The following is a 13322-nucleotide window of genomic DNA, read 5'->3' on the forward strand; positions in this document are numbered from 1 at the left end:
CATGCTCGAAGTACAACAGTTAAATCAATACTATGGCTCCTCGCACACCTTGCGCGGCATCAACCTGGCGGCGCGCAAGGGCGAGTGTCTGGCCTTGCTGGGCAGGAATGGCGTGGGCAAGACGACCTTGTTGAAATGCCTGATGGGCGTGCTGCCCGTGGCGCAGGGCACGGTGGCCTTTAACGGGCGCGACATCACGAAGCTGGCGCCGCATGCGCGGGCAAAGCTGGGCATCGCCTACGTGCCGCAGGGGCGCGACATCTTTGCGCGCCTGACGGTCGAGGAAAACTTGCTGATGGGTATGGCGGTGAAGCGGGGCAGGCAAGCCTCGCGCATCGATCCCCACGTGTATGAACTGTTTCCCGTACTCAAAGAGATGCTGCAGCGGCGTGGCGGCGATTTGTCGGGTGGGCAACAGCAGCAGCTGGCTATCGCCCGCGCGCTGCTGGCCGAACCGCAATTGATCATCTTCGACGAGCCGACGGAGGGTATACAGCCCTCCGTCATCAAGGATATCGGCAGGGTCATTTCTTTGTTGAAGCAGCGGGGCGACATGGCCATCGTGCTGTGCGAACAGTATTTTGATTTTGCCCGCGAACTGGCCGACGACTTCATCGTGCTGTCGCGCGGCAGCGTGGTCGCCAGCGGCACGGCGGAACAGATGGATGGTGACGATGTGAAGCGCCATTTGGCCGTGTAGGCTTAATAACTGGCTTAACAACGCCTAACAAAACCGTAGCGAGCGGAAGGAAGTTGTGGTCGAGAAGCGCAACTGTACGAATGTACAGTGAGCATCGCAGGCCGCAAATTACGACGCGCAGTAGGTTTTGATAGGCGTACTAAACCAGCTGGAACCAGCCTAGTACGGCGCCGGCCGCCAGCAGCCACAATAAATGGATCTTCGTGCGCCAGATGATCAGGCCGGCCACGATGGACAGGCTCCACAGGGGCCAGTCCGTGCGGAGGTCATGGTTGGCGCCGCCCAGTATCATGCCCGTGGAAATCAGCAGGGCGACGACGATGGGCGCCATGCCTTGTTTGAAGGCACGCACGGGGCGCAGGTCGCGGTTGCGGTAGCCCCACTGGGCTGCCACGTAGGTGAGGGTGGTGCTGGGCAGCATGATGCCCACCATGGTCACCAGCACGCCCAGGTACGCGGCTGTGTAGCTGCCCGCATTCATGCCCACGTTCCAGCCCATCAGGGCGACGAACAGCACGTTCGGGCCGGGCGCGGCCTGGGCGATGGCGATCGACTCATTGAATTGCGCCTGCGTCAGCCAGCCATGCTGCTCGACGAGGAAGCGGTGCATTTCGGAGGTGGTGGAAATGGCGCCGCCGATCGACATCAGCGACAGCATCAGGTAGTGGCCGAACAGGTTCAGCCAGTCGCCCGTGCTCAGCACCAGTTGCAGTGGCGGATTCATGCGGACAGCTTTCGATACGTCAGCAGGCAGCCGATGCCGCCCAGGCCCAGCAGGATGTACAGCAGGGGCCAGCGCAGCACGGCCACCATCAGCACGCCCAGCACGGTGATGGACAAGGTCAGCCACAGGGGCAGCGGATGCCTGGCCAGCGCGGTCGCCAGTTTCACACCCGTGGCGGCGATCATGCCGGCCGACACGGCGGCCATGCCGCGCAAGGCGCCCGCCATCTGCGGGTTGTCGCCAAAGCGCGTGTACAGCACGCCCAGCACGAGCACGATGACGAGGGGTACGGCCAGCATGCCGGCCAGCGCCGCCAGCGCGCCACGCAAGCCGAAATAGCGCCCACCCACCATCAGCGACAGGTTGACGACATTCGGTCCGGGCATGATTTGCGCCACGGCCCAGTCTTCCAGGAATTCCTCTTGCGTCAGCCAGCGCTTGCGCTCGACCATTTCGCGCTGGATCACGGCCAGCACGCCGCCGAACCCCTGCAAGGCCAGCCAGGTGAACGAGAAGAACAGGTCGGCCAGCGAGGCCGGTTGCGGGCGGGGCAGGTCAGGCGGGCGGGCGGAAAGGGGGGATGAGGGCATGGCTGATTATCGCCGTGGCCGATTGCGCTTGTCCATCGCTTTCGGCTCCAGTTGTGCCTGCAAGAAAAAAACCGTGGCTCATGTTTCCCTGCCATTGACATCGAGAGTTTATCAGCAATACTTTATCGGCAACACGACCACTGTTCCTGTCAGCGCTGGTGCGGTTTGTACCGCTACGCCGTCTCCACCCCTCCGTTCCCCTTCGCAGGAGTTGTTCATCATGCCTAATTCCACAGAAACGCTGCATATGCCCGTCAAAACCGTGGTGCCACATGCCCGGGTCGATCAGAAGATGTGCGACATCGTCAATCTGGGCATCGCCGTGCAGGCGGCCTTCAGTACCTTGTGTGCGCTGGAATACCTGAAGTCATACAATGTCGCCCCCGAACTGATCGAACGCGTGCTGCTGCATCCGGAGCAGCGCCGCCAGACTATGCATTGAGTATCCACACGGCAACTGTGTTGCCGGCAGCGCCACTCTGGCGTTGTCGAATTGATCATTACGGCTCAGTTATGCACAAATGATGGGTTAGCGAAACTGGCGAAATAATTTTCTTGTGATTATGTGTGGATTTCTAAGTAGTTGATTTTAATGGATTTTATTTTTGCTGTTTGATTGAGCAGTTTATTGAAAGCCGCACGGGCTGTGGCTTTGAGGCCTGTCAATAGGCGCTTATCCACAAAGATATCCACAGTCCGTGTGGATATCTGAAAAAGCGCTTAACAATCCGCTACTTAGGAAGTGGGGCCGGTCAGCGCATGCCGTCGGCCAGCAAAATGGATCAGAATGGGGCATGCCACAAGCCTGTATGCCTATCCAGTGCTCTTGTTTTTATGACTGAAAGTAGCGGCGGATGGTCAGGGCGTGCCGCCGGCCGGTTCCGCTGGCGCGTCGCCGCAGTGGGCCAGGGCGGCGGCGAGGTCGGCGACTTGTTGCTGCGCTTCGCGCAAGGTGGCGTAGGTGCGCAGCGAGGCGATCACGGTGGTAAACAGCTTGCGTGTGGTCAGGTCGGTCTTGCACCAGAAATCATTGATGTCGTAGTCGATGATGATGCGGTGTTCCAGCGCCTGGCCAGGCTGGCCCGTGCGCAGGATGATGCGTACGGCGCTGTTGTGCAAGTCTTCGCGGATCTGGCGCGCCACTTGCAGCCCCGCATCCTGGGTTTCCATGATGACATCGAGCAGCACCACGGCGATATCTTGTGTGCCGCGCAGCAAGCTGAGCGCCTCGGCGCCCGAATACGCGTGCAGAAAGCTCAGCCTGCGGCCCTGGAAACTGGCCTGGCTGAGGGCGAACTTGGTCACCACGTGCACATCGACATCATCATCGACAATCAGCACGCGCCATGGCGCCGTGTTGGCGGACTCTGCTGCCGCCTCTGCCCGCCCGAGTGGCCCCTCGACCAGCCAGTCGGGTTCGTCCGCTCCCGTGGCGGCATTGTCGCTATCCATATTCATGCATTTATCCACCGTTGATCGTGCTCACTCACTCCACACTATGCCAGTCTGCGGGGTTTGTCAAAACAATGCGGTTCAGGCAAGGCAGCCTGGAGCAGGATTGCTTACGCACAGAAAAATATATTTTCATGGTGCTCGAGCAACTTTGCTCTGGCGCAAAATCATGATTCTAAGTCATTGATTTCATTGGGGTAAAAAATTGCCTGTGAAATCAGCAAATTGTTGAAAGCCGCATCTATACTCGCGTTGCGGCTTGTCAAGAGGGGCTTATCAACAACTTTATCCACAGTTGCTGTGGATATCTGAAAAAGCCGTGCAAAAACCGGGGCTTAGCGCCGTTCGTGCGGCAGCATTCACGCCGCCAGACCCAACCCGCCCAACTGGGCAAAGGCATGCAGGAAGCGCTGCTTGGCTTCGGCTGGACCCATGGCTTCGATTATACCGGGCAAGGGGGCGATGCCGTCAAGGTAGGCCCAGCGCTCGGCCGAGTGGGGCATCAGGTCGCGCTTTTCCGTGGCCAGCGCGATCAGGTCGGCCCGCTTGATGGGCGCGTAATCGGAAAAATCCAGGCCATACGTGGCGGCGATGATGGCGCTGACCTTGTCTTCCAGCACGGCAAATTCCGGCAGCAGCACTTTCAAAGGTTTCACCATGTCGCCCAGGTAGGCTTCGGCCGCGTCGTGCAGCAGGGCGGCCAGGCGCAAATGGGGCGGCACCAGCCCGGCGACGATCAGGCTGTGCTGGGCGACCGAGTAAAACTCTTGCGTCTGTCCATTGAAGCGGCACTGGTACGCCAGGCCGTGGGCAATGTCTTCAATGACTACCTTGTCGATATGCGGACGCAAGGGATAAAAACGGTTGCCGGAATAAGTGGAAACGTAGTCGGTGGTAATCATTGCCTGTGCTCGGATATGCAAGATGGCTTATCGTACACCCGATGGCACAGGCTTGCCCCGGCCGCCACGCGTGTGGCGCGCTGCTGAGCCTATGCATCTTGGCAAATCCTTTCATTTATTTCATATCATTCATTGTTCTTTCTCAATACACTATAGCAATCTTGTTTGTCTGAAACTTCACAGGGGCAGGGCAATGACGGCGCAACCTTCGGCAAGACCTTCGTATATCTATCAGGGCGGTTCGGTGATGATGCACTCGCCGCTGCAATTGAAACAGTCGGAAATGTACGGCTATTTCGTCAGGGGCGACTTGGCCAAGCTGCAAACGACCGTGAATACCACCTTGAACCAGGTGGCGGGCAAGCGCATGACCCTGAAAGCGCTGTCGCCGTACGTGATGCTGACGTTTACGCGCGTCAACCATGCGGACTCTGCCAACCCCGTCGACCAGGCCAAGGGCTGGATCACGGAAGTCGATATCGTCACCTGGATCATGGTGGGCCAGATGGATGAGCACGGCAAGCTCGCGCATATCTATTGGTACCCGTGCCATATTTTCGTCGATGACGCGATGGCCCTGATCAACGGGCGCGAGCTGTTCGGCTATCCGAAATACCTGTGCGACTACGAAATTCCCGCCACCGGCAGCGAGCCGCTGCGCTGTTCCGTCGCCGCCAAGGGTTTCCAGCATTTTTCGCCGGAAACGAAACTGGCGCTGCACCCGCTGCTGGAAGTCAATGCCACCGTGCAGACGGGGCAGCACAAGTCCGTCAACAGTTTCCTCGAACTCATCGAGCAGGCCTTCCAGATTTTCCTCTCCATCCCCGATTTCTTCGACATGGACCAGGCCGGCTGGGCCGATATTTTGTCCTTGCTGCGCAAGCCGCGCATCGACCAGATCTTCCTCAAGCAGTTCCCCGACAGCGCTGGCGTGAAAGCCGTGTACCAGGCCCTGCTGGCCGCGCCGGCCGAGATCAACCGCCTGCACAGCGCGCGCCTGCTCGGTTATGAATACGAGTGCACCTTGCATGCGTTTGACAGCTTTCCGCTGGACCAGACCCTGGGCTTGCAGCTGGGGCCGCAGGCGGCGATATTGCCGTTCCATGTGAACTTCGACTTCACGGCCATGCCGGGCGAGGAACTGGTCGACAATTCCCGCATCGCGCCGGAAAAGATCGCCATCCTCGGCGGCGGCGTGGCGGCCATGACCACCGCGTATTATTTGACGAGCCAGCCGGGCTGGCAAAACCGGCACGCCATCACCGTCTACCAGCTGGGCTGGCGCCTGGGCGGCAAGGGCGCCAGCGGCCGCAATGCGCAAGTGGGCCAGCGCATCGAGGAGCACGGCCTGCACATCTGGTTCGGCTTTTACGCCAACGCCTTCAAGATGATCAAGGAAGCGTATGCGAGCCTGGAACGCCCGCCCGGCGCGCCGCTGGCCACCTGGCGCGACGCCTTCAAGCAGCACGATTACGTGGCCCTGTCGGAAGACGTCAAGGGCCAGTGGCGCAACTGGTCCATCGTCTTTCCCACCTTGCCGGGCGAGCCGGGCGAGGGCGGCGAAGACATCACCCTGTGGCAGATGGCCATCGCCATGGTGGGCTGGATCGAGCAGTGGCTGCGCCAGATCCGGCAAGTGGCGGACGCCGACGCGCGCATAGAGCGTGCCAGTGCCAGCGCCATCGCCTCGCAAGGCGAGGGCGTGTGGCCGGGCTGGCTGCGCCGCCTGGCCGACGAAGTGGTGGGGCAGGCCGATGAACTGGGGCTGGACGTGGGCCTGTCCGTGGGCGCGCTGGCGGCGCTGGTGGCCGACCTGGCGCCGGACTCCACACGCCACGACCAGGCCCGCCACCAGCTGCTGGCCAGCACCCTGAACGGCATCCGCGCCTGGCTGCGCCTGCGCTACCGCGCGCTGATCGACGGCGACGATGAATTGCGCCGCCTGTTCACCTGCCTGGACCTGGGCATCACGGTCATGAAGGGCATGTTCGAGGATGGCGTGTTCAAGCACGGCTTTGACGTCATCAACGATATCGATTTCCGCGCCTGGCTGAAAAAACATGGCGGCGACGAGCAGTTCAGCGTCAAGTCGGCGCCCGTGCGGGGTTTTTATGACCTGGTGTTTGCCTACGAGGGCGGCGATTTTGCCAAGCCGAACATCGAGGCAGGGACGCTGTTGCGGGCGATGGCGCGCATCGGTCTGGCCTACAAGGGCGGCATCATGTTCAAGATGCAGGCCGGTATGGGCGACACGATTTTTACGCCGATGTACGAAGTGCTGAAAAAAAGGGGCGTGGAATTCAAATTCTTCCAGCGCGTGGAAGAGCTGGTGCCGGGCGCGGGCGACATCGACAGCATCCGCATCACGCAGCAGGTGCAATTGAAGGACCCTGCCGCCGGCTACGCGCCGCTGGTGGACGTGAAAGGCCTGGCTTGCTGGCCCAGCGCACCCGATTACGCACAGATCGAGCCGGCCCAGGCGGCGCTGCTGCAAGCGCAGGAAGTCAACCTGGAATCGTACTGGAGCGACTGGCCGCAGCAGTATCAGCAGGCGTTCGGCCGCCAGCTGCCCGCCAGGGTCTTGAAGAAGGGCGTCGACTTTGACAAGGTGGTGTTCGGCATTTCCATCGGCTCGCTGCCCGCCCTATGCCCGCAACTGCTGGCGCAAAGCCCGGCCCTGCAACTGGCGGCCGAGAAGGTGAAAACCGTGGCCACGCAGGCCTATCAGGTGTGGCTGAACAAAAACCTGGCGCAGATGGGCTGGACCACGCAGCCGAAAGGGCAGCAACCGGTGCTGTCGGCCTTCACGGAGCCGTACGACACGTGGGCGCCGATGGATCAATTGCTGGCGCACGAAGACTGGCCGGCGGGGCTGGAACCGAAAAACGTCTCGTACTTTTGCAGCGCCTTCCCCGTCGACAGCTACCCGCCCGTCACCGACACGGGCTTTCCCGCACGCTGCGCGGCCAGGGCGAAACAGGGCGCACTGCACCAGCTGGAGCGGGAGATTGGCGCGCTATGGCCAGAGGCGGGCGCGCCTGGCGCGTTTCCGTGGCAATGGCTGGTCGATGCGAAAGCCGGCACGGGGCCGGCGCGCTTCGACAGCCAGTACTGGCGCGCCAACGTCGACCCGTCCGAGCGCTACGTGATGTCGGTGGTGAACAGCACGCAGTACCGGCTGGCCACCGACCAGTCGGGCTTCCGTAACCTGTTCCTCACGGGCGACTGGATCAGGACGGGTCTCAACGCGGGCTGCGTGGAAGCGGCCGTGATGGCGGGCATGCAGACCTCGCGCGCGATGACGGGTTATCCGGCCGTGATCCAGGGCGAGACGGATTTCTAGCCATGCGACGCCTGATGCTGTTGTGTCTTGTCCTGGGCCACCCGCACGCAGCTGCCGCACCGGCCGGCGCGCTTCTGCTATGGCCCGGCGCGCCGCCCGGCGGCGCGGCGCGGCGCCCGCAGTGCGATAGCGCCAGGGGTTCCATCACGCAGGTCGAACAACCGTATTTGATCGTGCACCGTCCGGTGCAGCCGAATGGCATGGCCATCCTGCTGGTCAGCGGCGGCGGTTATGCGCATATCGAGGCGGGCAAGGAAAGCGGCCCGGCCGCCAGTTGGCTGCAGGCGCAGGGCGTCACGGCGTTTGAACTCGTGTACCGCTTGCCGCAGGAGGGCGGCGGGGTGGCCGCGCCATTCCAGGATGGCCAGCGGGCCATGCGCGTGATCCGCGCGCGCGCCGCCGAGTGGCGCATCGACCCGGCGCGCATCGGCATGCTGGGGTTCTCTGCCGGTGCGCACCTGGCCGGCATGACGGCTGTCCAGCCGGACGCCGCGCGCTATGCGCCCGTCGACGCGATCGATGGCGTATCGGCGCGGCCCGACTTTGCCGTGCTGCTGTACCCCGTGCTGACCATGCAGCGGCCATTCGACACGACGCATGCGAAGCAGCAGCTGCTGGGAAGCCACCCCACGCAGGCGGCGCGCGACGCGCTGTCGGTGGAATTGCACGTCGATGCGCGCACGCCGCCCATCTTCATCGCGCAGGCGCTCGATGACCCGATTGCGCCGCCTGAGAACAGTCTATGGATGGCCGCGGCCCTGCGCCGCGCGGGCGTGCCCGTCGAGCTGCACCAGTTTCAGAGCGGCGGCCATGGCTGGGGCCTGGGCAAGCCGCGCAGCGAGCCGGCCGCGTGGCCGCAACTGTTGCTGGCGTGGCTGCGATCGCATGGCTGGATGGCTCAAGCTCCGGGCTGAGTTTCCAGGTCGCGCCGCGCTATGTCCAGCGCCGCCTGCAGCTGTGGCAGGAATGGCTCCACGTTATCGAGCTGGCCGTTCGAGGCCAGGGTTTCCATCTGGTGGCACAGGCCGTGCAGGGTGGGGCGGCTCAGGTAGCCGGCGCTGCCTTTCAAGGCGTGGAAGGCGGCCGCGGCCGCGCTGGCGTTGCCATCGCGCACGGCGTGGCAGGCCAGGTCCAGGCGCCGTGGCGCTTCCATCAGGAACGCTTGCGCGATGCGCTGCAAGTGCTGCGGCGACAGGCCTGCCAGCGGCAGGATGTGCACGGGCGCCGTCATGGGATCTGCCGGCGCGGGTGACTCGTCGGCGGCGTCGTCCAGGCCGAACTGGCGCGCCAGGGTATCGTCCGCGGTGGGCATGGCGGGTGGCAGCGCGTGGCCGCGCGCCAGCAGCAGGTCGATGACGGCGTCGATTTTCTCGAACAGCAGCGCTTCGTCGACGGGCTTGCTGAGGAAGTCGTCCATGCCGGCGGCCAGGTAGCGTTGCCGGTCATGTTCGCTGGCGTTGGCCGTCAGCGCGAGGATGGGGATGTGCGCGTCGGGAATGGGGAATTGGCCGTTGCCGCCGTCGCGGATCAGGCGCGCGGCCTGTTCGCCATCCATCAGCGGCATGCGGCCATCCATCAGCACGCAATCGTAGGCGCCTGTACCCAGCGCGCGCAAGGCTTGCTCGCCGTTTTCCACGATGGTCACGGCATGTCCCATGCTTTCCAGCAGGGTGCCGATGATGATCTGGTTGGTGCGCACGTCTTCGGCGCACAGGATGCGCAGGCGGCAGGCGTGGCGCGCATGGCGTGCCGGCCGGCGCGCGTCGGCCGCCGGCGCGCTGCCAGGCGTCAGCGGCAAGGTGAAATGGAAGCGCGAGCCGATGCCGACCCGGCTTTCCACGCCGATCGTGCCTTTCATCAGTTCGACCAGTTCCTTGCAGATGGCCAGGCCCAGGCCCGTGCCGCCGTAGCGGCGCGTGGTGGAGTGGTCGGCTTGCTCGAATTTCTGGAACAAACGGGGCAAGGTGTCCGCGTCGATGCCGGGACCCGTATCGCTGATGATGAATTCGATTTCGCTGCGGCCATCTTGGCGCGGCGGCGTGCGGGCGCGCCGCACTTCCAGCAGCACTTCGCCATTGGCCGTGAATTTCAGTGCGTTCCCCAGCAGGTTGATGAGGATTTGCCTCAGGCGCGTGGGATCGGCGCGCACGTAGCGCGGCAGGTCCAGCGCCAGTTCGCGGCGCAGCAGCAGGCTCTTGGCATCGGCCTGGCCCTGCACGATGCCGGCCGCGTCGCCGATCAGCGCCACCAGGTCGAAGTCCACGGTTTCCAGGGTCAGCTTGCCCGCGTCGATCTTCGAGAAATCGAGGATGTCATTGAGGATGGTCAATAGCGAGACGCCATTATGCAGGCCTATGCGCAGGTATTCCTGTGTACGGCCGCGCACGGACTGGTCGCGCAGGGCGAATTTCAGCATGCCGATCACGCCAGCCAGCGGCGTGCGGATGTCGTGGCTCATGGCGGAAAGAAAATCGATGCGGTGGCGGCTGACCACTTCCGCGTGTTCCTTGGCCTTCAGCAAGGCGTCGTTGCTGAGGGTGAGCGCCAGGGTGCGTTCCTGCACGCGCTGTTCCAGGTTGTTGCGCAGCAGGCGGATCTGGTCGGCCAGGGCAAAGGCCAGCAGCAAGCCGTCGAAGGTGCCGCCGAGCAGGGTGACCAGCTGGGCGTTGGCCACCATGGCCGGCATCAGGCCCAGGTTGGCCGGCAGGATCAAGAAGCCGGGCAGCATCAGGGCGACGAAGGCCAGCACGAAGAAGCGCGCCGGCTGGTAGCCGCGGCACCAGACGACGATGCCGCAAACGAGCGCCAGCAGCATCCAGATGCTGATGGCGATGGTGGCCAGGGTGTGCGCATACGACAGGGCGAAGAAGCAGCTGGGCAAGAGCAGCAAGGGCAGCACCAGGTTGACCTTGCTGATCCGGTACAGCAGGGGCGAGTAGTCGCGCAGGTGCAGGAAATGCGTGTAGAACAGGGTGCTGAAGACGGGCAGCACGAAAAACGGCACGTAATGCAGCTGTAGCATGTGCCAGTCGAACAGGTCGGCAAAGACGTGGAAGGTCATGGCCCAGGCCAGGCCATAGGTCAGCACGTACAGCGCGTAATAGACCGAGGCTTTTTCCAGGGTGATGGAAAAAATGAAGAAATTGAACAGACCCAGCGCCAGCAGGGCACCGATGGACGCCACCATCAGGAAGTTTTCCTTGCCCACCAGCTTGCGGTAATCCTGCTGCGTCTTCACGCCGAACATGGGCGCGCGCGCATAGTAGGGGCTGGAAAATCGGATCAGGATGTCATACGTGGCACCCGGCGCCAGCTGCACGTTCCTGCCGTAGTGCAACAAATATTCGTGCGGACGCTGGTAGCCCGTGAGCAAGGTCTGCGGCGCCGTCCGTTGCCCGGGGCCATAGACGTGCAGATCGACCAGGTCGATCAGGGTGTCGTTCGGGTCGATTACCCAGGCCGCTATGCTGCTGTCGTTGCGCACTTGCGCATGCAGCCAGTAGGCGCCGCCGAACAGGTCGACCTGGTCGGCCGGGCGCTGGCGCGCCAGCCAGGCTGGCAGGGCGGCGGCATCGGCAGGCGCGGCTTCACTTCCGGCGAAAAACAGTTGCCCACCGCTGCCCAGGTGCGCGATGCCTTGCTTGCCCAGGGGTAATGGCGCCGCCTGCGCCGCACCCGCCAGACCCAGCAGAGCGAACAGCAGGCCGAACAGGAGCGCCCAGCCGCATAGCCAGGCGCTGACGCGGGAGCGCGAAGCGCGGTGGCTGGAGGGGGGCGGGTGGATAGGCATCGATGAGTGTGGTGATGGTCGCGCGGGAATTGGCGGCAACGCCGTTTGCTGTGGAGTAGCCATTTTAATCGACTCTCGGTGGCGCACGGGCACTCATGTCCTGCCGGCATGGCGCCCGCTCCGGTATCATGGCGCCTTTTGCCCGCGAGATATTCATGCTCAGTCCCGACCAGTTCCTGGCCTTCCTGGCCGCCGCCGTTTTGATCACCGCCAGTCCCGGCCCCGACAACCTGATGGTGCTGGGCGTGGGCATGTCGCGCGGGCGCCGCCAGGGCATGGTATTCGGCCTGGGCTGCGCCCTTGGCTGCCTCACGCACACGCTGCTGGCGACCATCGGCGTGTCGGCCCTGCTGGCCGCCTCGCCCACCGCATTTACGGCGCTGAAAGTGGTTGGCGGCCTGTACCTGGTGTGGCTGGGCATCGGCGCCTTGCGCAGCCGTGGCGGTGCCAGAGTCGATGGCGCGGGCGCCTTGCCCGACGAGTCCTTGGTGCGCTTGTTCGGCAAAGGACTGTTTGCCAACAGTATCAATCCGAAAGTCGTGCTGTTTTTTCTCTCGTTCTTGCCGCAGTTTATCGTCGCGGGCCAGGGCAATGCCAGCTGGCAGACGGCGCAGCTGGGCCTGGTCTTTACGGCGCAGGCTTGCGTGCTGTTCAGCCTGCTCGGCTATTTTTCCGGCGCCGTCGGCCTGTGGCTCAACTGCCGCCCGCGCGCCGGCCTGTGGCTGGACCGCGTGGCCGGCACCATCTTCATCGGCCTGGGCTTGCGCCTGATCCTGGCGCGCTGAGTTCTTGCCGGGCGGTAATGCGAAACGCCAGTTCCATCTGGTCCTGCACGGCCATGGCGCCGCCCAGGATGGCGAACGGCACGATGCCGAAGTCGCTCTGTTTCAGCAGCAGGCTGCCGCTGGCCTGCAGGCCGCGCCCATCGGCCGTTTCCGCTATCCGCACCGGCAGCTGCACGGTGCGCGTCACGCCATGCAGGGTGATGTCGGCCTCAAACACTTCTTTGTCGCCCGTGCGGCGCGCCTTGATGCTGACCCACGGGTAACGCTCGGCCTCGAGCACGCGCACCAGCATGTTGTGGCGCGTGCCGGCGACGGCGTCGGCCGACGGCGTCGTCGTCAAGCCGGCCGCCTGGCGCAAGCTTGCTTCATCCACACTCATCTCGTCCAGCCGAAAGCGAAATTGCGTGCGTCCCGGCGCGGGCGCCACCACGCCCTGCAGGCTGCGGCTGGCGATCACATGGTCATGTCCCAGCCGCGCCAGCGCGCCGCCACGGCGCACGGTGATGGTCAACAGGGATTCTTGCGGGACGATGTGCAGCACCTGCACGCCCTGCTGTTGCCACGCTGGCGCTTGCATGGCTGGTGCCGGAACTGGCGAGGCTGGTAGCGAGGCTGCGGGCGGCGGGGCGAACGGGGTGCAGGCCGCGAGCAAGGCGCAGGCCAGCAGCGTGCGGTGGTGAACATGTGGCATCAATGAGGACTCACGGTGGTGGCGCAGGGCGCAATGGGGCGATAGTAAGCGATCCTGGCACCGGCGCGATAGCAGGATCGTGTGCGCGGCCGTTTTGCAAGACCAATTCGGCCTTCCGCATACCCTCTTTCGCAGGGCGGCATGCGTGAATAAAGTGAAATTGGTATTAACGCAGGCGTTTGAGAATGAATGGGAGGCAGCGCAGGATCGAATTATGGGCAGTTGGCCGTGGAAAGGGCATACGTATTGAAATAATTGGTGATAATTAGCATTAATAATTTCTTTTGAAAAACAAACTATGCATTTGATAGTTTCGCATGATTATATAAATGATAATTTAAATAT

The 13322-nt window shown here is 63.2% G+C and carries 11 protein-coding genes; 5 read left to right on the plus strand and 6 right to left on the minus strand.

The features are described 5' to 3' along the window. The first annotated feature begins 1 nt into the window (after position 1). Positions 2-700, plus strand: a complete 699-nt coding sequence (urtE, locus tag ACP7EG_RS04025) for an urea ABC transporter ATP-binding subunit UrtE (RefSeq protein WP_426086509.1) — start codon at positions 2-4, stop codon at positions 698-700. 139 nt (positions 701-839) lie between these two features. On the opposite strand, the gene ACP7EG_RS04030 is transcribed toward urtE, so the two are convergent. Continuing rightward, positions 840-1424, minus strand: a complete 585-nt coding sequence (locus ACP7EG_RS04030; RefSeq protein ID WP_426086510.1) for a chromate transporter — start codon at positions 1422-1424, stop codon at positions 840-842. Then, a complete protein-coding gene (locus ACP7EG_RS04035) occupies positions 1421-2014 on the minus strand; it encodes a chromate transporter (protein ID WP_426086511.1) in 594 nt (197 codons plus the stop codon). The genes ACP7EG_RS04030 and ACP7EG_RS04035 overlap by 4 nt, the downstream gene beginning before the upstream one ends. Before the next feature lie 220 nt (positions 2015-2234). Here ACP7EG_RS04035 and ACP7EG_RS04040 point away from each other — a divergent pair, with 220 nt between their 5' ends. Continuing rightward, positions 2235-2456, plus strand: coding sequence for a hypothetical protein (locus ACP7EG_RS04040; RefSeq protein ID WP_071076994.1), 222 nt, complete (start codon positions 2235-2237; stop codon positions 2454-2456). A gap of 416 nt (positions 2457-2872) precedes the next feature. On the opposite strand, the gene ACP7EG_RS04045 is transcribed toward ACP7EG_RS04040, so the two are convergent. Next, positions 2873-3472 carry a response regulator gene (locus ACP7EG_RS04045; protein WP_426086512.1) on the minus strand — a complete coding sequence of 200 codons (600 nt, stop codon included), beginning with the start codon at positions 3470-3472 and terminating at the stop codon, positions 2873-2875. Positions 3473-3825: 353 nt separating this feature from the next. Beyond that, positions 3826-4368: a phosphohydrolase gene (locus ACP7EG_RS04050; RefSeq protein WP_426086513.1), complete on the minus strand. Its 543-nt coding sequence runs from the start codon at positions 4366-4368 to the stop codon at positions 3826-3828. 193 nt (positions 4369-4561) lie between these two features. On the opposite strand from ACP7EG_RS04050, the gene ACP7EG_RS04055 reads away from it, so the two are divergent. Further along, positions 4562-7711 (plus strand): NAD(P)-binding protein, encoded by a 3150-nt coding sequence (locus tag ACP7EG_RS04055; protein WP_426086514.1) that lies wholly within the window; start codon positions 4562-4564, stop codon positions 7709-7711. 2 nt (positions 7712-7713) lie between these two features. Then, entirely contained in the window at positions 7714-8625 is a 912-nt protein-coding gene (locus tag ACP7EG_RS04060; protein WP_426086515.1) for an alpha/beta hydrolase, read from the plus strand. On the opposite strand, the gene ACP7EG_RS04065 is transcribed toward ACP7EG_RS04060, so the two are convergent. Then, the gene (locus tag ACP7EG_RS04065) at positions 8610-11501 is read right to left on the minus strand and encodes an ATP-binding protein (protein WP_426086516.1); all 2892 of its coding nucleotides are present in this window, start codon (positions 11499-11501) and stop codon (positions 8610-8612) included. The two genes, ACP7EG_RS04060 and ACP7EG_RS04065, sit on opposite strands and share 16 nt — an antisense overlap. A gap of 155 nt (positions 11502-11656) precedes the next feature. Between ACP7EG_RS04065 and ACP7EG_RS04070 the strand changes: the two genes are divergently transcribed. After that, positions 11657-12286, plus strand: a complete 630-nt coding sequence (locus ACP7EG_RS04070; protein WP_426086517.1) for a LysE family translocator — start codon at positions 11657-11659, stop codon at positions 12284-12286. Here ACP7EG_RS04070 and ACP7EG_RS04075 read toward each other — a convergent pair. Further along, the gene (locus ACP7EG_RS04075; protein WP_426086518.1) at positions 12249-12977 is read right to left on the minus strand and encodes a YceI family protein; all 729 of its coding nucleotides are present in this window, start codon (positions 12975-12977) and stop codon (positions 12249-12251) included. The genes ACP7EG_RS04070 and ACP7EG_RS04075 overlap by 38 nt on opposite strands. Positions 12978-13322: the final 345 nt, after the last annotated feature.

Origin of the sequence: Janthinobacterium sp. PSPC1-1 (assembly GCF_049897625.1) — a bacterium.
GTDB classification, from domain to species: Bacteria; Pseudomonadota; Gammaproteobacteria; order Burkholderiales; family Burkholderiaceae_D; genus Janthinobacterium; species Janthinobacterium tructae.